This window comes from Pseudomonas sp. RL_5y_Pfl2_69 (assembly GCF_963970465.1).
Classification (GTDB): Bacteria; Pseudomonadota; Gammaproteobacteria; order Pseudomonadales; family Pseudomonadaceae; genus Aquipseudomonas.
In genome coordinates this window covers 24,507-47,884 of the sequence record NZ_CAXAOU010000008.1, presented here as the reverse complement: position 1 = coordinate 47,884, position 23,378 = coordinate 24,507, and the positions used below count along the sequence as shown (strand labels likewise).

Here is a 23,378-nt window from a genome sequence, read left to right as displayed (position 1 = left end):
TGGAAAACTATACAACCGGCGGGTAACGTTCATCCAGTGATGCTCGGCGTGGTCCAAATCACAAGGGCATGGTGAGCGAAAATGGAAGGCGCAGCGCCTCGACAGGCCCTGCAACCCGGCCGCACATTTCGTCGTGCACGCATTGCTGCACCAGTACGCAAGGAAATGCCGGTACGGCGTGCAGCAATTCTCGCAGGTGGGCGATCGAACGCAGGTGCATTGGCTGGGCTGCATCATCCAGCAAGGTGAACTGGCCGAGATCCTGACGGACCCGTGCCAGATAAAATCCACCTTCGATTGACAGTAACTCCAGCTCGCGTATTTCGCTGTTGGCCGCACGTTCGGTGAGGGTTTGCAGGTTCATGTTTCACTCCTTGCCTACCAGGGCAGGCGTTCTCCATCGTAGGCAAAGAAATGGCCGCTGTCGGCCGGCGTCAACTGGTCAATCAAGGTCAGTAATTGGGCAGCGGCCACCTCAGCCTGACGGGCGTTGCAGGCTCCGCGGAAAGGTTGCGACAACCCTGACACAACCGTGCCCGGGTGCAGGCTGAGCAAACGGCTCTGCGGGCGAGTGCGGGCCAGTTCAATGGCGGCGGTCTTGATCAGCATGTTCAGCGCCGCCTTGGAGGCGCGATAGGCATACCAGCCGCCCAAACGGTTGTCGCCAATGCTCCCGACCTTTGCCGAAAGCATTGCCATCGCTCCCCGAGGTTCGAGCAGCGGCAGAAAGTGGCGCAATACCAGCGCCGGGCCCAGCGTATTCACTTGAAAGACGGCCTGCAGCGCCTCCTGTTCGATCGCGCTGAAGCTTTTTTCCGGCTTGATCCGGTCGCGATGGAGCAGGCCGGCAGCGTGCACGATCAGTTGATAGGGCGCTTCGGCTGCCAGTTCGGTGGCGGCGCTGGCAATCGTGTCGGGGCGCTCAAGGTCCAGTTCGGGAACGGTCTGGCGCCCCAGGGCGCGAACTCCGGCACAGCGCGGATCCTGTCTGAGCTGTTCGCAAAAAGCCGTGCCAAGGGCCCCACTGGCGCCGATGACCAGCGCGCGATAACCGTCGCCGAGGGAGGCCATGGTCCAGGGCCGGTTCATGGGTTTGCTCCCGCGCCCTGGCGACGGAAGAATAACGTCACCTGGCCGACCTCTACCCCGAACTTGGACATAGTGGTGCGGTTGATCAACGTGTCCTCGTCCATCAAGTACATCCAGTCGTCCATGCTCATTTCGTAGGTTGAGTCACCGACTGGCAGGTTCAGGCGATAACGCCAGTGCAAGGTGTTTCCAGCGACTTGGCCCTTGGCGACACCCACCACATCATCCGCACGACCGCTCCAGCGCCCTTGGCCTTCAGGGGTGAGGACCCAGACGCGGCGCTGGCGAGTACCGTCGCTGTAAAGGAAGCGCTCGTCGAGAATCAGGCTGTTGCCCTCGCGTCGGCTGGCGATGTTGACCTCGAAACGCTTGGCAACCTCACCGCTGCGCTTCTGAAACATCCCCCAGGCTTTGACGGGCTGGCTGAAAAAACGCTCCAGATCCAATGCCGGTTGCTGATCCGTATAACGGGCGACATCCACACTGGAGCAGCTCGCGACGCTGAGTGCCAGGGCCAATAACAGCAGAAATCGGGTCATTGCCTTACTCCCTGAAGTTCACAGGTGGTGAAGGTGAAGTTTCGAACCAGAGGCCTGAACGGCTGGCAGCCCGCGTACAGATTTGTCGTCGTCGACTATCACCCAAGGCGCCCGGCATTACAGAGGAAGCCATGACCGATTTCATCTCTATAGCCAAATACCTATACGCGATAAATATTTTGTATAGGTTTTGATCAAGATAGGCTGAAAAAAAACACCTGACAATGAATCAATAATCTTTTTTGTGCGCACGCGAAAACCTCACAACGCAGAGATGTGAGGTTGCTCGGATAGCTGATTGTGCTGTGTGGGAGCTTTAGGATGAGCGGCTCAGAATCGCCCACTAATACCCAGCAACGGCCCCTTCTGGACAATGTCGTAGACAAAGCCGTCATGACGATAATTAACCCCCATCGCCCGGTAACCGGCCACCGCCGAAAACCCGGGGGAAAACTCCCAGCCTGCCAGCGCTGCCAGGTCCCAGTCTTCCCGGGACTGCCCGGCGCCCGCCATCCCCCAGGATGACAACCAGAATCGATCGTTCACGGCATAGTGCCCGCGCAGGCCTGCCATCGCGTCTGCCCATGTCGCATTGTCAGAGCCCGACAAGCCACCAAGGGGGCCACCATGGAAGGTGAGGGTGGTGCCGCTGTACCAGACACGCACGCCACCGGCGACATCCAGTCGACGATTATCATCACCCAGCACTGTGTAGCCGCCACCCAGGAACCCGGAGGCTGTCTTGCTTTCTACCTCGAGTTTGGCGCCCCCAGGCAGGTGGTTGCGGGTGTCGGTGTCGATGTACATCAGATCGGCGAGCACGCTGTAGGGGCCTCGACGCGCCTCACCCATCAGCATCACCGACATATCGACCGTCTTGGCGATGTCGGAGAAATCGGATTTGATGAACTGGGTGCCAGTACTGCCATGACCCACGTGTCCACGAATGCCAGCGCCCCATAGGTAAGGTCCGCCGTTGAACGTCCAGTCTTCGTTGTCTGCTGCCATCGCGGGCCCGGCTGCGATGAAGGCGCCAGCCAATAGTGTCAGACGTGCGTGCTTGCGCCGTAAAGCCGAGCGGGTGTTGTCACTGTACATGAGGGTGTTTTCCCGATCAGTGCTGGGTCAGTGAGAGCGCCACGGCCTCGGCCGCACAGTCCTGTGCAGGCTTCAAGCCGGCTTTTTGCGCAGCCTTGACCTCTTCCTTGGCGGCCGCCATATCCGCCAGGAACGTCGGATTGCTGTGCAGGCTCGCCACTGTCGCAGCGCCCATGATGCGGCCTGCATCGACGTCGCTCTGCCAGTGAGCGTCGCAGATGACCCGGCTCTGGCCGAATGACAACCCGCGGGTCATCAACTCGGTTGCACGCGCAGGCTGTATCTCGGCCAGCAACAGCCCCCAGGTCCAACCGGCTGCGGAGTGGCCGGAAGGCCAGGAGCCATCCGTGCGCAGCAGCGGTTCCATGTCTTTGCGGCAGGTTCCTTCGTTATGTGCCACGAATGGTCGGGTGCGGTTGTAGGCATTCTTCCCGGCATAGGTGGAGCCGCCCGCATCCGACAGGGTGCGCTGCATCAAGGTATAAAGATGGGGTGTATTTTTTTCGGTGATCGGCGTACCCATCGCGCAGGAGAATGCGTTGGCCGGGCCCGGGAATGACAGCTCCGCATCCGCTGCAGCGAGTTTCTCCCGGGCCGTACCGCGTAGCGACAGCGCTGCTCGCCGTGCTTCCTCATCCCGTGCCAGCGCCGCAGAGTCGGGCTTTGGCGGGGCGCCCAGCAACGCCAGGCCCAGGGGCAGGTCTGCTGAAGGTAAATAGCCTGGGGCCAGCTTGAAGTGAGGGTCCGTGACCTTGGTGGCAGCATCGTCGGCAAGCACCAGCCCCGACCAGAGCAGGCCCGCCAGCCCCAGTTGCTTATGTACTGTTTTCATCGAGTGTTCCCTTATCAAAACCGGTAAAGGGCATTCAGATAAGCGCCTGCGCCCACGCTATCACCCGTCAGTGGGCTGTTGCGGGCGTCGGAGACCAGGGCGTAGGTCTTGATGCCGCCTTCCAGCGCCAACTGTGGTTGCCATTGCCACGTGAGGCCCAGCTTCAAGGTCACGTCCCGCATGCCGCCACCAGGGTGGTATTCGTCGAAGCCGGTGCGCGCCGCTTGTTGGGCGGTGACGCCGAAGCGCGCCATCATGTCTTTCTCATTGCTCCAGGTGCCGTACAGGGTCGAGTCCAGGGTCAATGTTGAAGACAGCGCGTAGGTTGTGGCGAAACCGGCTTCCAGGAACGCGGTACGCCCAAGGCTTTCGCCACCGTAATCGCGGCTCTGGCTAGCTTGCAGGCCACGAACAAACAAACGACCGCCCGGCAGAACCCAATACGCTTCCGCCCCGACAAGTGCAGTGCTGTCCAGGTTACCCATTCCCCTCAGGTAGTCATCGCGACCGCCCAGTGTGTGGATTCTTTCCTTGCGACCCTGGTCGTAACCCAGCAACAGGGCGATCCCGAAAGGGGACAATCCTGGCAAGTCCCAGCGCAGGCCGTCCGGGAATGAGGCGGTAAACTTGCCCCAGCTTTCAGTAGGTAAAACCGCCTTGAGTTTTAGTGACGGGAACGCGGCGTAGTGTGAAGAGCCTTCATACAAGGGGGCGACGGCGAGTCCGCCACCGACTGTTACAGACGGCTCGCTGCCTGAGTCGTCGGCGTGTGCAGGCAGTGCCATCGCGAGGGCGAGGGTGGCCCCTGTCATGAACAGCGCTGGATGCTTGAAAAAGTTTGAACCACCGATGGTCGTCATTGATTGTTTCCTTTGGTGCAAGACGTCAGAACTTTTAGTTAATGGCTGATTTAGAGGGCGACGGGCTGCGGTTTTGGGAAACTCCACTGGCCGTTCAATATCGCGTCACTCGGTTGATAAAGACGGACCGTATAGTTCCAGCCGGGCGGAGTAGGCAGGCAGTTAGGGATCTTTCCATCACAGCCACCGAACTGGATGACAATCGAGCCGTCATCATTTTTCTTGGCCGTTAAGTTGTTCAACGAATAAGCGTCGTAAGGGTTTTTCTGGAAGTAACCCTCTACGTTGTAAACACTGACAGACCAGAAACCGTTGACGGGGACATCCCCCACGTTGAGCCGGTAAATGGTCTTGCCATCGTTCTCAGGCATCACGCCGCCAAGGTAAATGGCGTCTTTGGCCGGGTTACCGCCCCACCCTGTGGCAGTGCCGATAAGGTGGTGAACGGGATTGACCGTGCCCTTGGGACCAAAGGACTGGTTGTAATCAGGAATGGTCGAACCCAGGACCTCCAGGGCATCACGCACTTTTGTCTGGCTGGCCTGGTCCCACTTCGGAACCACGAATTCCCCCACCTTGGCCTGGCTGACGGTGATTGCGTCTTGCAGCGCATGCACCTTTTCAAGGTCTTTGCGATCCGTGGGATCGAAGAACGTGCGCACAGCGACAAACACATAACGTGTACCGACTGCCTCTTTCGTCAGGGTCTGGCGGCCGGCGCCGTAAGTGACGATAGGAACGTAGTGATCTTCATTGATCACCGCCGTCGACATGAACCGTCCGGCGGCCTCAGGCAAGATGATCGTGACGGGGCCTGCATCGAGATCGAAAACCGCAGACGAATAGAGCGTGTCCCGATTCATCCGGACCACATTCTGGGCGTCGACGGGCACCGCTTCGCGGGTATGAACAAACCGGCCCAAACTGCCAGTCGCGACCATTTTCCCCAAGTAGAGGTCTGACTCTGCACGGGCAAAATTATCTACACCCACCGGTATCGACGCATCCGAGTTCGACTGTGCGTTGGCACTTCCAAACGCTGCCAGCGCTATTGCGAAGATGCAGGCCGTGGATGAATGGGACATTTAAACCTCTTGCTTTTATAAGTGGGCGTTAATTTTTCGACTGTATAAGAACGCCTTGACCCAAACTTGCCATTTGGTGCCAAAAGCAAAGTGAGCAGGCACGCGAAGGTGTCTTTGGAAAGGTGGGGGGATGTTTTGGGGAGGGGGTTAGAGGTCTTGTTTCAACAGGGCGCGATAACGCGACGGCGGGCTCCCGGTCCAGCGCTTGAAGGCCCGCGTAAAGTGCGCTGGATCGCTGTAGCCGACCATATAGGCAACTTCAGTCGCGCTGTATCTGCCGGTGGCAATCAACTTAAGGGCTTCACTGCGACGTGTCTCGTCACGCAGAGCATCGAAGTCGATGCCGCACTGTTCAAGTCGACGCTGCAAGGTTCGAACAGACAACCCGATCTTTCTTGAAATAGTCGTCAGCCTGGAGAGTTCCTGATCCGCTATCTCCCGGGCGAGCACGTCAGCTGCGTCAGCGGTCGACCTCAAGGCCTGGGTGATTTTCCAGGCGACATCTTTTACAGGTTGCAGGGGAATTTCGAGCAACTCACGATCGAATTCGATCATGTTGTACTCGGCGTTCATGACGAGGTTCGGGCCCAGGTATTCTTCCAGCGCCTCGTCGCCGCGCTCTCTCGGGTTTTTCAGATGCACACGTATGGCACCAGCCGCACCGGACATGAGCGGCACTTTTCGAAGTACCGCCAGTGTGCCGAAAATGACCTGCTTGGGATCAGCCCCGTGGTGCCCGGTAAAGTGCTGGATCAGTTTCGTCGTGCGGCCTTCGGTGATAATTCTGACTTCGCTTCCCTGATGTAACAAATCCGTATGGACTGCCGCTGCTGCACAAGCCTGGGCGAGGTTGGTCGAGCCCAATATCAACTCGCCCCACATGCCGGTTGAGCGCACATCTGTGAGGTGCCCGATCATCCCCCCGCCGAAGGGATCCTGCGCGATAGCGGCCATTTTGTTGGCAATATGAAAACAGTCCGCTCGCGGTACCCAGGCTTCAGGGTTTTGAAAAACATGGGGGGAAATACCAAAACGCCGAAAGAACTCCAGCGGCGACACCCCGCGCATGCTCAGGTAGGGGGCAATTTGCCTGAGTGTGCTGAGTCTGATGGCCGGCCTGGCATTCGTCATGGGTATCCGCACCTGTATTTAAAGGCAATGCACTTGAGAACCGTTTTGGGACGCATGTAAAAGCGGGCAAACATTTTGCCAAAGTCGCGCTGTTGACAGTACAGGAGCCACGACTTTCGATCATCGATTTTCGACATTCACACCGCACCGTAGCGCGTGCAGACGGGTTTCAAGCAGCAAGTATCGCCAAAGAGAAAAAGGCGGCTGTGCGAACTGAATCGCTCCGTTTTTTAACTCCAAAGACATGCCACCTTCTCAAATTGAACGCTGGTTAACACGCGCCATCAGTTGCTCAGCCGATTCTTTGCGTTCTGAGTAGCGATCTACCAAAAAATCTTGCCGATCGCGCAGCAGCACAGTGAACTTCACAAGCTCTTCCATCACATCGACGACGCGGTCGTAGTACGCAGAGGCTTTCATCCGTCCGGCCTCATCGAATTCCATATACGCCTTCGGAACTGAAGACTGATTGGGGAGGGTGAACATGCGCATCCAGCGACCCAGCACGCGCAGTTGATTGACCACGTTGAACGACTGTGAGCCGCCGCACACCTGCATCACTGCCAGCGTCTTGCCCTGGGTGGGTCTTACGGCGCCAAGCTCCAGGGGGATCCAGTCGATCTGCGCCTTGAACACCGCCGACATCGCGCCGTGACGTTCAGGCGAACACCAGACCTGGCCTTCGGACCATAGCACCAGATCGCGCAGCTCCTGCACTTTGGGATGGTCGACTGGCACATCGTCAGGCAGGGGCAGACCGGACGGGTTGAAGATGCGCGTTTCGGCACCGAAGTGTTCGAGCAGGCGTCCGGCCTCTTCGACCAATAGGCGACTGAAAGAGCGCTCTCGGGTCGAGCCGTAGAGAAGCAGGATGCGCGGTTTGTGCCCCTCGATCAGCAATGGCCCGGAATGATCGAACAGGGTGGAGTCGAGGTTGGGCAGATGTTCGGACATATATCCTCCTTAAAGCACGCCGATGCGGTCGAGCTCGATTTTCAGTTCGTCGCGGCTGAGGCGGGTAAACGGTAGATCAAGAAAGGCCCGGCATCGTCGTTCGATGTGCGCCAGGGTGGCGCGAAAGGCAGCGTCAATGGCCGCTTCGTCAGCCGTCACTTCGGAGGGATCCTCTAACCCCCAGTGGGATTTTAGCGCCGGACCGAAATACACCGGACAGGTTTCACCCGCGGCTTTGTCGCAAACGGTAATGACGATGTCCGGCGGATTGCCTTCGAAGGCGTCATTGCCTTTGCTGTACAGGCCGTCAATCGAGATACCGGCCTGTTGCAAGGTAGTCAGGCTGCGCGGCAGTACCTGGCCTTTGGGGAAGCTGCCAGCACTCACCGCTTCGAATCCCGGCGGTGCCAGGTGATTGAACATGCCTTCTGAAAGGATGCTGCGGCAACTGTTGGCGGTACACATAAACAGGACTCGCATGGGGTTTTCCTTGCGCATTGGGCGGACATCAAAGACTGAGGCGCAGGGCTAGCGCCGACAGGGTAATCAGCAACACCGGGAGGGTAAGCACGACGCCGACCTTGAAGTAGTAACCCCAGGTGATGCGCAGGCCTTTGCGCTCCAGCACATGCAGCCAGAGCAACGTGGCCAGACTGCCGATGGGGGTGATTTTCGGGCCCAGGTCGCAGCCGATGACATTGGCGTAGATCATCGCTTGGCGAATCAGCCCTTGCGCATCGCTGGCCTGAATCGACAGCGCGCCGATCAGCACGCTGGGCATGTTGTTCATCACCGACGACATCAGCGCAGACAGCAGCCCCGTGCCGAGGGTGGCGCTCCATATTCCCTGTTCAGCGAGGCGGTTGAGCAGTTCGGAGAGAAGGTCCGTCAGTCCGGCATTCTTCAGGCCATAGACCACTAGATACATGCCCAGTGAAAACACTACGATCTGCCACGGAGCATCCCTCAGCACGCGACGTGTCGAGATTGTGTGGCCCTTGGCGGCGACGCATAACAGGATTGCCGCACAGACCGCAGCCACAGCGCTCACCGGGATGCCCAGCGGTTCCAGGGCGAACAGCCCTACCAGCAGGATCAACAGCGTCCAGCCACCGACGATGAACGTCGCGCGATCGCGGATCGCTGCTTTGGGCTCCTGTAACGCATCCGTCGCATAGTGGTGCGGCAGGTCTTTGCGAAAGTAGACAAAGAGCACCAGCAAGGTCGCGGCGACACTGGCCAGGCTTACCGGCACCATCACCGACGCGTATTCGGCAAAGCCCAGTTTGAAATAGTCAGCGGAGACTATGTTGACCAGATTGGACACTATCAGTGGCAGGCTCGCGGTGTCGGCAATGAAGCCTGCAGCCATAACGAACGCCAGGGTTGCGGCAGCTGAAAAGCGTAGTGCGATCAGCATCGACATGACGATGGGTGTGAGGATCAGCGCCGCGCCGTCATTGGCAAAAACCGCCGACACTGCCGCCCCGAGCAGTACACAAAACGCGAACAAGCGGTAACCACTGCCTTTCGCCCAGCGCGCAACATGCAGCGCGGCCCATTCGAAGAAGCCGGCTTCATCCAGCAGCAGACTGATGATGATCACCGCGATAAACGTGGCGGTCGCGTTCCAGACGATGGCCCACACCACAGGAATGTCATGTAGCGAGACGACACCAACCGCCAGCGCTGTCATTGCGCCGAGGGTAGCGCTCCAGCCGACGCCGAGGCCTTTGGGTTGCCAGATGACCAGCACGAGTGTGAAGACGAAAACAGCGATAGCGACAAACATTCAAGACTCACTTGATCCGGGGTCAGCAGCAGGTCGCTTCGCGAACCGGACGGCCATCCATGTTTTGCAGACGGGCGGCGTTGTCCTTGAGCCAATCGGCATTGGCCCTGGACGTCACCTGCAAGATGTCGTGAACCCAGGCCGGAAAATCCGGATTGAGGCGGTAATAGACCCATTGGCCCTGACGACGATCAAGCAGCAAACCATTGCTGCGCAATTGCGCCAGGTGGCGGCTGATTTTTGGCTGGCTTTCATCAAGGGCGCACATCAATTCACACACGCACAACTCAACTTGATCGGCAATCAGCAGGGTCGCGCGGACGCGGGTTTCATCGGCCAGGCTCTTGAAGAGTTCGGTGGGAGTGATCATGGGAGGCTCGCTACATATGGAATTCCGAATATACGTATATTCATATATGACTGGCAAGAAAATACGTCCAAGGCTGGGTTAATGCCGTTGGCCTTGAACCCGCCATGTATGGCACTCATGCGATGAGACGTACGAAGGCATGACTGATCTATCGCAGGACGAAGTGCTGCTTGGCTATACGAAGCTGGAGAACACCATTCGATATCTGGGGATTGAGGTCGATGAGGCCTTGGAGATGACGGAACAATGTTTAGCGACGGTTGAAGTCAGGCCGCCATTAACCGGCCCGAAGCTGCCCTTGATGTCTGATTGTTGTCGTCATATGTTGTGGCCATTCATGGAGGATTCTGACTGATGGCACGCGTGGGTTTGATACTGACACCCGGTTTTGCGGACTGGGAATATGCTTTCATTGCTGGTACGGCGTCCCCGTTTTACGGGATCGACGTCAGGTTTTTCGCGCCTGCTACGGGCCAGTTTTGTTCGCAGGGTGGATTGGCTGTGACGGTCGATAGCAGCTTGCAACAATGTCTGGACTGGAAACCGGACGTTGTCGTCGTCATTGGAGGAGTGGTCTGGGAGAGTGCTGAAGCCCCGGATATTGGAGACTTTCTTCATGCCAGTCGTTCAAGTGGAGCCACCATTGCCGGTATCTGTGGAGGAACGCTGGCACTTGCCAGGGCCGGGCTTCTGGACAAGGTTCCTCATACCTCGAACAGCGCTGACTTCTTACAAAATGCCGTCAGTTATGCAGGCTGCACGCTTTACCGAAGCAGCTCAATAGCGGTGATGGCAGACCGTACCATTACTGCCCCAGGCACCGCCCCCGTTAGCTTCACCTGCGCAGTGTTCGAAGGTGCCGGGCTATCTCCAGAGAGCATTTCTCAATTCAGGTCGATGTTGGCAGCGGAACATGGGTGATCGCGTCGTTCCGGGATGTCGGGCACATTTTCAGGAGATAAATGATGAGCGCTGACGATGTACCTGTGGGGCAAGTGGTACAAGGCTACGTAACCTTTGTAGGGGGTGAGGGGCCGTGGATGGGAGTGCAGTTCATGAGCTTCAGTTATAGCGTCAATGGGAAGCGTTTTTACAAGTCTCTCAACGAAACCATTGACGCTTGGTCAACTGCCACTCTGCGTAAAGCCTCACACGGGCTGAAGGTAGGCGACCCTGTGTCGGTTTGGTGCTCTCTCAGCGACCCGGACGTGTGTTGCATCGGCGAGAAACCAGCCGAGAAACCAGCCTTGTTGCGTTTGATTGAGGCTCTGGGAGCGATTGGGCATTTAAGTTGATCCACGCTGTCCAAGCCGACATGTTTTGGGGCGCATGCTGTCCAGGCGTGCTGGATCTTCGGTCGACACCCCTTGATCCTTCTCTGATGGGGAGTCCAAAACAGCAATCATGATTTCCACTTTACAGCTCCTGTCATTTTTCTTCGAGGTGCCGAACGGCTCCACGTCTGCGTAGCTGCCCCTTTCCGGTTTTTCTCTTGAAGTTTCCCTTCCCGACAGAATTCAGCAATTTCTGGAACGTTGGGCATTTGATATGACGATCAGCAGGGCAGCAGGCTACTCGACGAAGCCCGTCGCGTATGGCACTAAGTCGCTCGATAGCGCGGTCCAGTTCGTCAGCCCTTTCGTTAAGCCGATGACGATCAATGTCAGGCTGCCCCTCTGCGTCCAGCATGGCGACGAGATCGTCCAGTGAAAGTTCTGCAGATTGCCCGAGCGCGATCAAGGACAAGCGTTGGAGCACATCGGCACGAAACACGCGACTCAGGCCGCGACGACCGATAGAACTGATGAGACCTTTTTCTTCGTAGTAGCGCAGCGTTGAAGCCGGCAGACCGGAGCAGCGTGCCACCTCACCTATATCCATCTCTTTCATGCTTGACCTCAAGTCGACTTGAACTTGCAGAGTGCTCGGATCAAACCGCCGAAACAAGCTCAAGACAAGGAGAACTAACATGGGAATAGCCGAGACTGCACTACGAACTCTGTTTATTGGAATGGGTGCCACGCTGATCATGGATGCGTCGAGTTTCGTTCAAGCACGAGTATTGGGTTTAGCGTCGCTTGACTATGGTCTGGTTGGTCGCTGGCTGGGCTATATGTTGCAAGGGCGGTTTCGTCATGCCTCAATCATGGCGGCGCCTCCTGTCAGGAATGAACGCCTGATGGGGTGGGTATTCCATTACATCACGGGCGTCGTCTTCGCCATGGTGCTGATCGGTGCGAGAGGCCCAGCGTGGATCTGCGACCCTTCGCTGGCACCTGCGCTGGTGGTGGGTTTAGTCAGTGTGATTGCGCCTTTTTTCATCATGCAGCCTGCGCTCGGTTTCGGCATTGCCGGTTCGAAGACAAAGGCACCCTGGATGGTAAGGCGCAGGAGCGTCAGTGCTCATCTGACATTCGGAGTGGGGCTCTTTGTGGCTGCATGGCTGTTGATGCTGCTCTTTCCGGCATCGTTCTGCCAAAGTTGAGTGCCTTTGGTACAGCGGTGGGGCTCAGGGTGAGATCGTAGGTCCCGAGTGTCTGCCTTTGGCCCGGAGCTGTCTTTCGTGACAGGCTGCTTTCGGCCAAAAGCGGTCACCTAACGTCTACGAAACCCGGGGCGATTCACTTTCTGCCCGACGAGCTTTCCCTTGTTCCAAGGCTGGTGGCGGGATCTATTAGTGGTATTCATGGCGCGTCCTCCATGTTGGTGGAGAACAAGGGTGGATCAGTCAGAACGGGCGGTGGTCGCAGTTCGACTAAAAGCTGACCGTCTGGGGAGGCAAATGCCCAATCGCCGCCGCTAAGATGTTGTCGGTTACTGAAATAGATGCGACATCTGATTGGCGAAGGCCCCAATCGGCGGCTCCAGATTTTCAAAATACCTGCGACTGCTGATGGCAATTAATGCGACTGCCCTAGGGGCTGTCGTTAATAGCTGCGACAGCCTGTGGAATTTCCTGTGAACACCACAGCGGGCCTACCTGTAAGCTATTCAGGAGGCCCTGCTCGCGGAGCTGCTGGAGCATGCAGAGCAACAAGACGTTCAACTGAACCCGGCAGGTGTCGATATTGATGAACCGGCGCTGTATGGCCATGTCCGCGAATGGGCTCACCCCGAAGATCGAGCCGCTGCGGCGGCATAGGAAAAGTGTCATCACCCAATTTGCGGTTTTGTGTCAGGCGCTCGGCACACTGACCCCACTCTCAAGGACGTGTTATGAACTACAACGAATTCACCAGTTATCTCGCAGACCGAATCATGGCGGTTCGCATTCGCGAGCGGGTGCCTGGCTGTTCGAGGCGGCGTGTACGGTACTACGATGCAGCTTATGCGTCTGTGTTGGAGTGCCGGGCATTTTTCGACCGGATTTCTCTCGATGAAGGCCCTCATAACGACTACGACCCCACAAGCAGGGCCTCGGTCGAGGCCTATCGTGTGGCGATGTACGCACAAATAGCTGAGGAACTGGGTAATCGTGTGGCGGATGCTTGCGTGCGGGGCAACGAATCTTTCCTGAATACTGTGTTCAGTTACCCGGTGTGTGGCCAAGATGTGTCAGACCAGAGGTTTGCCCGAGTGGCAGCGGAGCATCTTGCCAATATTTATTTTGAGCGCACCTGTGCCGGATGTGGTGCAAGGTACAAGGTTGCGGTGCAGGCCCAGACCTACCGGATGATTTCAAATTATCACCCAGAAACCTGCGCTGCCGTGCGAGTAGCTCCTGTGCAGGTAGCTAAGCCGGAGGTTAAGGCCAAGCCTGATGTTGTGGTTCAGGCAAAGCCCGAGGTAAGGGTTAAGGCTCAAGGAGGCGAGGTAGAGCCTATGATGATTCGACTTATGCGTTGGGAGGCCCGTCAAAAGAACATAAAAGGCCCCGTCATTCCCCAAGAAATGCTTGATCCAACGCAGAAGCCAGCTTTTAACTCAACGGAATATCGGGCTAGCGCCAAGGCTGCATTGCGGTTGTATGCAGAATTCCTCAAGTTTTATGAAGAAGATCCGTCGCCGAAGAGTAAGCCTGAGAATAACCAGCGCGAGCTGGAACGCATGTACAACGTAGTTATACGCACTGTGTTTAATTTCGATCAAAACGCAAATAAGAAACAATGATCAAGGCGTGAAAAATTGCTATGACTCGCTACTTACATGCCGTACGGGAGTGGCGCGCACCAACTCTGCGCTGCTCTCGCAAGCCGAATGTCGCTCGCTTCCTCAACCGGGATAGCTACTCTGACCATCGAAATCAGGAATACAGCTACGGCTTTGTCCAGGCTCGGCACAACTGGTATCACCGCCTTGGTGAGCATTACCACGGTAGGCCGCGATTCCATACGCTGGCACGTGGGTACTACGTCCATGTGTGATTGAGGTGATTTGTGGTTTGGCTTTCTATTTGGTTGGTCGCTGTTATCGGGAGCAGCGGATTCTTCTCGCCGCTTGTGAGCAGCGGGAACGCAACGAACACACGGAACTGTAGGAAAAGATCCCTGCACACCACCGGCCCGCTCATGCGGGATTTTTTCTGTCTTTGTAGTCGCAGCTATTTCTAGAATTTCGCATTTATTTCGGAAACCGACAGATGTGTCGTTCACTTATTCCCGCTTGATGATTAGGTGGAGCGTACGGGATCGACTCAGGGTGTAGCTGAGTCGCTCGATTTCGGTGTCAGAACTATCGCGCCGTCGATCACTTCAATCGTCAACACGTCACCGATGCTCAGTCCTAAACTGACGAGTAGCTCAGGCGGCAAATCAATGACGACGTCGCCACCTCCATCCGCAGGATCTTGGCATTTCACCGTCCAGTGCTGGGCTTCGGTCATGATGTCACTCACACTTTGGTCTTGGCGGGAACGGTTCATTATGCTCGCGAATGTCTTCGCAAGTTGAAGCTTGATGCTGACCGCTGAGCACTACCTCTGGCCGATTTTCTGTCTATCGTGACGGGCAGCTGTCGGCCAAAAGCGGTCACTCCGCACCCACACTTCCGCTTTGCGCTAACTCTCTAGCCAGCGCCCATAAAGTTTGGGGAATTGTTCGCGAACCCAATCAACAAAAACCTCGACCTGCGGCGCCAGATGCGAGCGGCTGGGGTACAGGATCGACACGGGCCTTGGATGCGGACGATAGGCTCGCAGCACCTCAACCAATGTTCCGTCGGTTAAAAAACGGTCCAGAGTAATACCAGGGGCCTGAAGTATGCCGAAGCCAGCGACGCCACACTCGACATAGGCGTTGGACTCGTTGACTTTGATGCCCTGGCGGCTGATGTGGGATTGCTCGCGAGCCCCGTCCATAAATTGCCAAGCCAGCGGGCGCTGGTTTTGGCCAGAGAGAAAGGTCACACCGCGGTGTGCTCTTAGATCCTCTAAGGTTTTGGGCTCGCCGTGCTCTTTCAGGTATTGGGGCGCCGCGCAGGTGATCATGGTAGCCATCCCGATGCGACGGGCTACCAGGCTCGAACTTGGTAACTCGCCGATTCTCAGCGCACAGTCCACACCTTCTGCGACCAGATCGACGGTTCTATCGGTGACCCCCAGGGCCAGCTCGATTGCAGGATAGAGGGTGGAAAACGCTCGCAAGCTTTCGATCAGCCCCGGCTGCGAAAACGCGGTGGGTATATCGACCCGTAATCTACCGCGCAGGGTTGAGCCTGGAGAGGAGAACATCGCCGTGGCACCCACAACTTCGTCAAGAATCGCTTTGACACGCTCGTAGAATTGCTCTCCTTCCGAAGTGAGCCTCACAGTGCGGGTTGTGCGCTGAAATAGCCGTACCCCAAGCGAAGTTTCCAACTCCTGTATCGCGCGAGTTACTTGCGGGCGGCCGATCTGCATGGCATCCGCCGCGCGGGTGAAACTGCCAAGTTCGGCTAGTCGGGCAAACACTTGCATGGACTGGAGCAGTTCCATTACATCTTCTCACTCAGCTTTTTTGTTGCCTGATCATAGCAAGCTACCAGCCTTATTGTTGTCTGAAAAAACAACAATCCTTTGCCGGCCTGGGTATTTATTGAACGGTCTGACTTGGGAAGAATGTCGCCAGTAAGTTCCCCTAACTGGAGATAGACAGATGAAAGCATGGCTTTTGAACGATTTTGGTCTCGAAAATCTGGCTCTTGGCGAAACAGCTAAGCCCACACCCAAGGCCGGCGAGTTGTTGGTAAAGATCGGAGCGGTTTCCCTGAATTTTCGCGACAAGGCCATCGTCGATGGCTTCTACGAACCTCACCTGGTACCCAAGCCACTGATCCCGGTCAGCGATGCATCGGGCACTGTCGTCGCCTTGGGTGAAGGCGTAAGCCGATTCAAAGTGGGCGACCGCGTCAACTCGCACCTCTACTCGCGCTGGATTGATGGTGAGCCAAGGCCGGACGAACCTGCCTACTGCTTCGGCATGCCGCTGCCAGGTGGCCTGGCTGAGTACATGATTATTCACGAAGAAAGCGCTGTTCGTGCGCCAGACAACATGTCCGACGAGGAGGCTTCGACACTGCCGATTGCGGCGCTGACAGCTTGGTATTCGCTGGTTGACTACGGCCAGGTGCAGCCGGGCCAGACCGTTTTGGTACAGGGCACCGGGGGTGTATCGATTTTTGCCGTGCAACTGGCAACTGCGCTTGGCGCCAAGGTGATCGTTACCTCCAGCAGCGATGCCAATCTTGATGCGGTGAAAAAACTTGGCGCAGCCGCCGGCGTGAACTATCGGACCTCCCCGCGCTGGGAAGAGGAAGTACTAAGGCTCACCGACGGTAAAGGCGTGGACCTGCTACTGGATGTCGCCGGTGGGGAAGGCTTGAATCAGTCCATCCTGGCAACCAAGGCCGCCGGCAAGATCGCGCAAATCGGCTTTCTGACCGGTCAGACCACAACGCTGAGCCTGATGCCGTTGATTTTCCGCCAGACAACTATCCGCGGCATCGCAGTGGCGCCTCGATCGTCGTTTGATCGCATGAACGACTTCCTGAACGAACACGCGATCCGCCCCGTGATCGATCAGACCTATTCATTCGAAGACGCCCACAAGGCGTTCGAGCACCTGGCTCGAGGCGCCTTTGGCAAAGTGGTTATCAAAGTTTCCTGACCCTTTAAATCAAGCGATATGGAGGTGACCCGGTATGTCGCCTCAGCACTTCACTTGGGCGGACCGACCGCGGCGCTCGCCTGTCTCATCTCGGACGGCAAGGATCTGATGCCGTTCGATGCGGTATGCGTCATATTCAGGAAGGTAGATAGCTACCCTCTACGAAGGGTAGCTATGGGTCGAAATGTGCATTTGGTGACTGACAGCTAATGGCCGACTGCTGCCCTTAGAGATAGGCAGAAATCGGCCAAAAGCGGTCGCTCACTATCTAAGATATCCGGGGCGGTTCAGCGTCCTAACGACAACACCCGCCCAAGTAGGATGTTGTCATTCTCAGAAGTACGTAGCTTACATGCTCCACTTCATGGTCACGGCCACGTTACGCGGGTCGCCGAAGATGTTTGCGCCCGCCGGGTTACTGATGCTCTGGTAGTAATGTTTGTCGAACACGTTGTTCAGGTTGGCTTGCACCTTGAGTTTTTTGTTCACGTTGTAGCCGGTCATTAGGTCGACGATGCTGTAGCCGCCCTGAGATACGCCGTAGGTTGTGTATGTGCTGCTCTGGCTGCGGAATGAACCACCGATCGACCATTTTTCGAGATCGCCCGGCAATTGATAGGTGGTGGACAGCTTGAGCAGGTTGTATGGCGTGTCGCTGTCGAAGCGACCGCTGCCGCCCTTGACGTTCTTGGCGCCGGCATAGGTGTAGCCCGCCGAGGCCTGCCAGCCAAGGGCGAGCATGCCTTGCAGTTCAAGGTCAACGCCTTTGGTTTCCACTTCGCCGGAGGCCACGGAGCAGGAAGCAACACCATCGGCACAGGCATCAAGCCCTTGGGCGAGGTTCTCCTGGTTCAGTTGGAAGTATGCCAGGCTGGCGTTCAACGCACCGTCAAAGTACTCGCCCTTGATCCCGATTTCGCGGTTGGTGCCGGTGACCGGCGGCAGCAGGCTGCCCTGGAAGTCCACGTTCGCTTGCGGCTGGAAGATTCTGGTCCAGCTGGTGTACACCGAGTAGGTATCGTTGATGTCGTAGATCAGGCCGGCGTAGGGGGTGTATTCCCGAGTCGCCTTGTAGTCGGCGCCGAATGTGTAATCGCCGGAAATAGTGTTCTGTTCGTATTCGTACCAGTCCAGGCGTGAACCGAGGATCAGTTTTAGGTCGTCGCGCAGATGGAAGCGTACGGTGGCGTAGGTGCTGTATTGATCGACCTTGCCCTTGCGTGACCAGTTGTAGTTGATGGCCGGTTTCTCTACGCCGTGATAGTCGAAGTTTGATGGATCGAGCACGATATTCGGGTCGTTGAGGAAACCACCGCCGGGGCCATCGTCGGTTCTATCATTGCGATAACTGCCACCGAGCACCAGTTCGTGGGTCGCACCAAGCAGGGTGAAGGGGCCGGAAACGTAGCCGTCGACGCTTTTTTGCGTGTGCTGGTAGGTGTAGCGGCCCACGTTCAGGTTCAACTGATCTGCACTGGGATCCAGTCGATAGAAACTGGTGCCCAGCATGTCCAGGTCGCCTCGCAGCCACGTGGTATTCAGGCGTAGTTTCCAGTCGTTGTCGAAGCGGTGCTCAATTTCGGCAAATGCGCTGGTATTTTTCTTGTTCCAGTAGGTCCAGTTCGGGCTCATTCGCGTCGAACGGGATATCGGCAGGAACGTGCCATCGGCACGGGTCGGAATGCCTGACCAGTCGGCCCCCGGGTTGTCCTCACGGTTGTAATACGCTCCGAGGGTCAGGGTAGTGGCTTCGCTCAGGTCAAACTCGGTGATGCCGTACAACAACTGGCGCTTGCTGCTGTAGCCATCGGTAAAGCTGTCTTTGTCCTGGAAGGCACCGACTACGCGGCCCCTGATCGAACCGCTGGAATTGAGGGCGCTGCTGGCATCGATTTCGGTGCGATAGTTGTCCCATGAACCGGCACCCAGGGTGACAGAAACTTGCGGCTCGACAGTGGGCCGTTTGCGGATCAGGTTGAGGGTGCCGGACGGGTTGCCGGCACCGAGCATCAGGCCCGACGCACCGCGCACAACTTCAACCCGGTCGAACAGCGCCAGGGTCGAGGTGCCAAGGGTGTCGCTGTCATACGCGACTGGCAGTCCGTCGATCATAATGTTGTCGATGGCAGAACCGCGGGAATAGAACTCAGGGCGCTCACCACCGGTTTTGCGCATGGTCAGGCCTGGGGTGTAGGTCGAAATGTCCTCCAGAGACTGCATGTTCTGGTCATCCATGCGTTGGCGAGTGATTACCGTGACCGATTGCGGCGTCTCGCGCATGGAGGCCGCCAGTTTGGTCGCGGTACTCATCGAGCTGGTAGTGTAGGAACCGGTGTTTTCGCTGACTGAGCCCAAGGCCTGGCCGGAGATGGTTGTAGCGCCCAATTGCAGCGCATCACTCTTGGGCACGGGCACCAGCACATAAGCACCATTGGCCTGGCGTTGAGCCTGCAAGCCACTGCCCGCGAGCAAGCGTGCCAGGCCTTCGTCGGTGCTATAAGTGCCGCTCAATCCCGGTGTGGTCATGCCTTGGGTCTGATCGGCGTTGAACGACAGCGTGACATTGGCCGCTGTCGCGAACAGGCTCAGCGCCGTGCCGAGCGAGCCCGCATTGATTTGGTAAGTGTGGGTCTGGTTTTGCGCCAGCGCATGGGTTGGCGCCAGGCTCAAGGCCGAAAATACACCAAGCGCCACAGCCAGGTGAACGGCATGCGCAAGTGGCCGGGCGGCGTTGAGGGTGAATCGTGACATACAGGTTTCCTTCCGTTGGCAGGGTAGGGAAGCAGTCGTAAACGCTGCTTTCTGTACATGGCCGAACGAAAATAGGAATCGGCAACCCAGGATGGGAATAATTCGCAAAAAACTTCAGGCCGCTTCGACACTGACCCAGTAACGCGTCACGAAACGTACGCTGACGGGCAGGGATTGGCTGAGGTTTTCCAGAATGGTATCGGTGTCGTCGATACGGAATGCACCACTCAACCGCAGGCTGGCAACGGACGGGGCACAGCGCAGCACGCCGCGACGGTAACGGCTGAGCTCGGCGATAAAATCCCCCAGGCGCCACTCGATGACAGTCAACATGCCTTGGCTCCAGGCACCGACACCTGCCGGGGAGGGGGTCACGGCGCTGATCTGGTCGCGGTCGAAGTGGGCCTGCTGGCCGGCATTCAGGCACTGTACCCGTGAAGGATGATTCAGAGGGCGTAGCTCTACCGCCTTATCCAGCACGCACACATCGGTGAACGTAGGCCCGCAACGCACGACAAAACGCGTGCCCAGGGCACGCACCGAACCTTGGGGGGCTTCGACGATAAACGGGCGACTATCTTTGGCTGTGTCTACCAGGATTTCGCCGCGGTGCAGGCGGATCAGACGCAGGTCGGCGCTGAAGGCAATGTCGACGGCGCTGTCGGTATTGAGGTCCAGTTGGCTACCGTCGTCCAGACGCATGTGCCGACGCTGGCCGGTGGCGGTGCGTTGATCGGCAAGCATCGCCTGGTAGGGCAGATGCTCGGTGGCCAGCCAGCCACTGCCGCCCACGGCGAGCAACAGTCCAAGGGTCTTGAGCACAGCGCGGCGGCGGGCCTTTACCCCGGCCAGCGTCGACAGTGACACGTCTGCGGGCAACCGAGCCCATTGGCTTTGCAGTTTTTCTACGCGTGCCCACGCTCGCGCGTGCCCACGCTCGCGCGTGCTGTGGGTTGGCGGCCAGCCAGTGGCGCCAGGCCTGTTGATCGGCCTCTGTGGGCGGCATGCTGTTAAGACGCACATACCAGGTGGCTGCGGCTTCGAGGGTGAGCAGATCCAGGGGCGCGGCCATCAGTCTTCCGTAAGCAGCAGGCAATGGGTCATTGCGCGGATCACGTGTTTCTTGACGGTGGTCACCGACACGCCCAGGCGTTCGCCAGTGGCCACATAACTCAGGCCTTCCAATTGCACGGCGAGGAATATCTGCCGCGTACGCTCGCCCAGGCCATCAAGCATGGTGTCGATGGCTACTAGGGTTTCGAGAATCATCAGGCGTGTTTCAGGTGAGATATCCAGCGGTTCCGAGCGCAGGGCCAGGACTTCGAGGTAAGCCTGCTCCAAGGCGCGGCGACGGAATTTGTCGATCATCAGTGCCCGGGCGATCGCGCTCAGGTAGGTGCGCGGTTCGCGAATCTGTTCGACGTCGCGGGAGTTCAGCAGACGCACAAAGGTATCCTGGGCCAGGTCTGCTGCATCGGCGGCGTTGCCCATGCGGGCGCGCAACCAGCTTTTGAGCCAGCCGTTATGTTCGCTGTACATTAGATGCAGGGCAGAATGATCGGGAGCAGGCATGAGCGGACAAACCAATAGCAACAATTGATAATGATTTGCATTATTCTTGTTGCTCTAGATTTGCGCAATGTCGGTTTGTTAGCGGTGAAGAATAAAGCTCGCGGCGAAGTGCTACGCACCTATGTTGCAAACCTTGTGCGGACCATTCAAATGGTGGCCTGGTCGTGTCAATGGAAGGTGTTTTGTCCAGGCCAATACCGACCGATCCCATGATCAAACTCATCTACAAGCTAAACCCTTGAAACCTTCCCTACGTCATCCCGCCAAGAATGTTGAGTGTTATCAGGGATCAAGGCCTCTGCGACTTGTGAGGGTTGTCCACTTACTCGGGATTGGCGGCTCCTTATGGCCGGGAGCTTGGGCATCTCATGATCTGGTCTCCTAAAGACTTCCGAAGAAGTCGGGGGTGGAGGCTATGCTGGCTGACGAGACCGGCGCCGCTAGATCCTGAGTCGGGTGAAGGCAGTGAGGCGATGACCGGGGCATGCCTGACTGTCAGTCAGGTGCAGTCTATTCCGTGGGCTGCGGCACCATCATCTGCATCGCTCTAGCTACCCCGCCGTCGCTCACCGGTTCAGGAACTTGATGACAGCACTGGCGAACAGTTCTGGCTGATCAAGCATGATGAAGTGAAAACTGCCGTCAATGCGCCTGAAGCTGATGTTTGGGGTCGAGGCATAGGCGTTATGGAACATTGCATCAATGTGGGATGCCTCTACGCCGTAAAGCAGGTCGTAGGCATAGACGACCTCGACAGGCACCTTGATGCGTTCAAGCTCAGGCCGGAGGTCGGTGACCATCAGTTCATACATGGCATCGGCCATCGTCTTTCGGTCCGAGTTCATCCCCGCAGCGACCAGGCCTGGCCTGACCGCTTCAGTTTTAGCGAGGCGGGCGATGGCTGCCTGCTGCATGGAGTGCGCCTGCTCAGGCGTTGCCGCCAACATTGCATCGCGCATCGCAGCAGCATGCGGGGTCGCCGTTTCACTGGTCGCGGAGGGGTCAAAGAGCAACGTATAGAAGGGCATCGCATCGACAATCATCAGGCGTCCCACTTGATCGGGATGACGCGCACCCACCATCAGTGCCACCTCACCACCCAACGAATGACCGATGATGACCGGCGCCTCGATGCGCTGGCTGCGGATGTATTCAGCGATCGCCTCGACCGTCGGCGCGACGACTCTCCCGTCTGGATTGGATACGGCAGGCGAGCCGGCAAAGCCAGCTACCTGCACGAGATGGAGACGGTGGCTGTGCCGTAATCTGGAGGCCAAATCAGCCCAGACTTCGTAGGACGACGCAAACCCTGGAATTAAGATGATATCTGTTCCCGAGCCTTGTACCAGCACTGAGATACCACCCTGGTTGACAGTGACTGGCGGCAGGGGTTTAGGCTGGGCTGGCGATGCAGACAACAGCGCCAACGTGGTGCCAATCCCGGCAAGGATCACGCCTGCACGCATGGCGTTCCCCTTTTCGAGCAATGCGACGTGACATTTACAGTGTCACGGTCGCCGATTACACCGACGGGTAGGCCGCTTAGCGGGTTCATAGCCATTCCTTTGACCGAAAAGTATTCCCACTATACGGCGCACAAAGGCATCAGGAAACTCTCCCCGCCGGCAATCCTTGGCGTCCGCTTCTGGTCGATTTCAGCCTGTCATCCAGGGTAGTAATCGACTGTGTATTCAATCTGTCGAGCTTCTGCTGCGCGTCATGTGTATGAGGGCCGATCGGCCGTTTCCCAAAGAAGGTCGCTCCTCAATGGAATAAGGGACAAACCCAAGCTTGGGGTAGAGCAGCAGCCCTGCCGTGTTTTCGTTAAAACAGGAAATCTGCACCTCGTTGGCTCCATAACGCTCGAATGCCAAGCCGGTCATCGTCTCTACGATAAACGTAGCCACTCCTTCGCCCCGAGCGCTCGGCGAGACGATGACATTGCCGATACAGCAAACGCCATTGCGTTCAGCTCGATAGAAATTGGCAAACCCAACGACAGTCCCATTGATCTCCACAACGGTAGAGTCGAAGCGTTGGGAGATTGCGATATTCAACTGCGTTTCCGTTAACGGGAAGTGCGCCTTCGGAAACATGAAAAACAACTCTTGAGCGTTCTGAGGAAAGCCGCAGATCTTTCTTACGTCGCTAGCCTTCACTGGCCTGTGGTTCAGTTTCATTGCTCGTCTCTAAGCTCCATGATTCAGTAATTTAGCGACTCGC

The 23,378-nt window shown here is 57.3% G+C and carries 24 protein-coding genes and 2 pseudogenes; 6 read left to right on the top strand and 20 right to left on the bottom strand.

All coding sequences use genetic code 11. The features are described 5' to 3' along the window. Positions 1–58 precede the first annotated feature (58 nt). From AACY07_RS14940 to AACY07_RS14885, 12 genes are all read right to left on the bottom strand, one after another. On the bottom strand, positions 59–364 hold the full coding sequence (locus tag AACY07_RS14940; RefSeq protein ID WP_339475646.1) for a DUF6482 family protein: 306 nt from the start codon (positions 362–364) through the stop codon (positions 59–61). 14 nt (positions 365–378) lie between these two features. Then, on the bottom strand, positions 379–1,089 hold the full coding sequence (locus AACY07_RS14935; RefSeq protein ID WP_339475644.1) for an SDR family NAD(P)-dependent oxidoreductase: 711 nt from the start codon (positions 1,087–1,089) through the stop codon (positions 379–381). Next, positions 1,086–1,628, bottom strand: coding sequence for a DUF3833 domain-containing protein (locus AACY07_RS14930; RefSeq protein WP_339475641.1), 543 nt, complete (start codon positions 1,626–1,628; stop codon positions 1,086–1,088). Before AACY07_RS14930 ends, AACY07_RS14935 begins: the two co-directional genes overlap by 4 nt. A 330-nt stretch (positions 1,629–1,958) precedes the next feature. Then, on the bottom strand, positions 1,959–2,726 hold the full coding sequence (locus tag AACY07_RS14925) for a hypothetical protein (RefSeq protein ID WP_339475638.1): 768 nt from the start codon (positions 2,724–2,726) through the stop codon (positions 1,959–1,961). A gap of 16 nt (positions 2,727–2,742) precedes the next feature. Further along, positions 2,743–3,558, bottom strand: a complete 816-nt coding sequence (locus AACY07_RS14920; RefSeq protein ID WP_339475636.1) for an acid phosphatase — start codon at positions 3,556–3,558, stop codon at positions 2,743–2,745. Positions 3,559–3,572: 14 nt separating this feature from the next. Further along, positions 3,573–4,418 carry a MipA/OmpV family protein gene (locus AACY07_RS14915; protein WP_339475633.1) on the bottom strand — a complete coding sequence of 282 codons (846 nt, stop codon included), beginning with the start codon at positions 4,416–4,418 and terminating at the stop codon, positions 3,573–3,575. A 50-nt stretch (positions 4,419–4,468) separates the two neighbouring features. Continuing rightward, positions 4,469–5,503 (bottom strand): DUF1254 domain-containing protein, encoded by a 1,035-nt coding sequence (locus AACY07_RS14910; protein WP_339475630.1) that lies wholly within the window; start codon positions 5,501–5,503, stop codon positions 4,469–4,471. 147 nt (positions 5,504–5,650) lie between these two features. Beyond that, positions 5,651–6,634 (bottom strand): AraC family transcriptional regulator, encoded by a 984-nt coding sequence (locus tag AACY07_RS14905; RefSeq protein ID WP_339475627.1) that lies wholly within the window; start codon positions 6,632–6,634, stop codon positions 5,651–5,653. Between the two features lie 255 nt (positions 6,635–6,889). Next, entirely contained in the window at positions 6,890–7,588 is a 699-nt protein-coding gene (arsH, locus tag AACY07_RS14900) for an arsenical resistance protein ArsH (RefSeq protein ID WP_339475624.1), read from the bottom strand. 9 nt (positions 7,589–7,597) lie between these two features. Further along, a complete protein-coding gene (locus AACY07_RS14895; RefSeq protein WP_339475622.1) occupies positions 7,598–8,068 on the bottom strand; it encodes an arsenate reductase ArsC in 471 nt (156 codons plus the stop codon). A 28-nt stretch (positions 8,069–8,096) separates the two neighbouring features. Continuing rightward, positions 8,097–9,380: an arsenic transporter gene (locus AACY07_RS14890; RefSeq protein WP_339475620.1), complete on the bottom strand. Its 1,284-nt coding sequence runs from the start codon at positions 9,378–9,380 to the stop codon at positions 8,097–8,099. A 22-nt stretch (positions 9,381–9,402) separates the two neighbouring features. Next, on the bottom strand, positions 9,403–9,750 hold the full coding sequence (locus AACY07_RS14885; protein ID WP_339475617.1) for a metalloregulator ArsR/SmtB family transcription factor: 348 nt from the start codon (positions 9,748–9,750) through the stop codon (positions 9,403–9,405). Positions 9,751–9,809: 59 nt separating this feature from the next. Between AACY07_RS14885 and AACY07_RS14880 the strand changes: the two are divergent. The 3 genes and pseudogenes from AACY07_RS14880 to AACY07_RS14870 form a co-directional block, all read left to right on the top strand. After that, positions 9,810–9,997 (top strand): annotated as a pseudogene (locus AACY07_RS14880) (integrase); the annotation flags it as partial. A gap of 107 nt (positions 9,998–10,104) precedes the next feature. Further along, positions 10,105–10,671, top strand: coding sequence for a DJ-1/PfpI family protein (locus AACY07_RS14875; protein ID WP_339475615.1), 567 nt, complete (start codon positions 10,105–10,107; stop codon positions 10,669–10,671). Positions 10,672–10,715: 44 nt separating this feature from the next. After that, on the top strand, positions 10,716–11,045 hold the full coding sequence (locus AACY07_RS14870; RefSeq protein ID WP_133078653.1) for a hypothetical protein: 330 nt from the start codon (positions 10,716–10,718) through the stop codon (positions 11,043–11,045). Positions 11,046–11,178: 133 nt separating this feature from the next. On the opposite strand, the gene AACY07_RS14865 is transcribed toward AACY07_RS14870, so the two are convergent. Continuing rightward, on the bottom strand, positions 11,179–11,640 hold the full coding sequence (locus AACY07_RS14865) for a helix-turn-helix domain-containing protein (protein WP_339475610.1): 462 nt from the start codon (positions 11,638–11,640) through the stop codon (positions 11,179–11,181). Between the two features lie 79 nt (positions 11,641–11,719). Here AACY07_RS14865 and AACY07_RS14860 point away from each other — a divergent pair, with 79 nt between their 5' ends. Both AACY07_RS14860 and AACY07_RS14855 read left to right on the top strand, forming a co-directional pair. Then, positions 11,720–12,235: a DUF2938 domain-containing protein gene (locus AACY07_RS14860; protein ID WP_339475608.1), complete on the top strand. Its 516-nt coding sequence runs from the start codon at positions 11,720–11,722 to the stop codon at positions 12,233–12,235. Positions 12,236–12,966: 731 nt separating this feature from the next. After that, the gene (locus AACY07_RS14855; protein WP_339475606.1) at positions 12,967–13,860 is read left to right on the top strand and encodes a hypothetical protein; all 894 of its coding nucleotides are present in this window, start codon (positions 12,967–12,969) and stop codon (positions 13,858–13,860) included. A gap of 523 nt (positions 13,861–14,383) precedes the next feature. Here AACY07_RS14855 and AACY07_RS14850 read toward each other — a convergent pair. Beyond that, a complete protein-coding gene (locus AACY07_RS14850) occupies positions 14,384–14,611 on the bottom strand; it encodes an AbrB/MazE/SpoVT family DNA-binding domain-containing protein (protein ID WP_339475603.1) in 228 nt (75 codons plus the stop codon). Positions 14,612–14,746: 135 nt separating this feature from the next. Then, positions 14,747–15,661, bottom strand: a complete 915-nt coding sequence (locus AACY07_RS14845; RefSeq protein ID WP_339475601.1) for a LysR family transcriptional regulator — start codon at positions 15,659–15,661, stop codon at positions 14,747–14,749. 160 nt (positions 15,662–15,821) lie between these two features. Between AACY07_RS14845 and AACY07_RS14840 the strand changes: the two genes are divergently transcribed. Beyond that, positions 15,822–16,832 carry a zinc-dependent alcohol dehydrogenase family protein gene (locus tag AACY07_RS14840; protein ID WP_339475598.1) on the top strand — a complete coding sequence of 337 codons (1,011 nt, stop codon included), beginning with the start codon at positions 15,822–15,824 and terminating at the stop codon, positions 16,830–16,832. Positions 16,833–17,180: 348 nt separating this feature from the next. Here AACY07_RS14840 and AACY07_RS14835 read toward each other — a convergent pair whose 3' ends face one another. From AACY07_RS14835 to AACY07_RS14815, 5 genes and pseudogenes are all read right to left on the bottom strand, one after another. After that, a complete protein-coding gene (locus AACY07_RS14835) occupies positions 17,181–19,583 on the bottom strand; it encodes a TonB-dependent siderophore receptor (RefSeq protein ID WP_339475596.1) in 2,403 nt (800 codons plus the stop codon). 114 nt (positions 19,584–19,697) lie between these two features. Continuing rightward, a pseudogene (locus tag AACY07_RS14830) lies at positions 19,698–20,643 on the bottom strand (FecR domain-containing protein). Between the two features lie 11 nt (positions 20,644–20,654). Next, entirely contained in the window at positions 20,655–21,155 is a 501-nt protein-coding gene (locus AACY07_RS14825) for a sigma-70 family RNA polymerase sigma factor (protein ID WP_339475593.1), read from the bottom strand. Positions 21,156–21,721: 566 nt separating this feature from the next. After that, complete coding sequence (locus AACY07_RS14820) at positions 21,722–22,621, bottom strand: alpha/beta fold hydrolase (protein WP_133078662.1); 900 nt, start codon at positions 22,619–22,621, stop codon at positions 21,722–21,724. Between the two features lie 225 nt (positions 22,622–22,846). Then, positions 22,847–23,335, bottom strand: a complete 489-nt coding sequence (locus AACY07_RS14815) for a GNAT family N-acetyltransferase (protein WP_133078663.1) — start codon at positions 23,333–23,335, stop codon at positions 22,847–22,849. Positions 23,336–23,378: the final 43 nt, after the last annotated feature.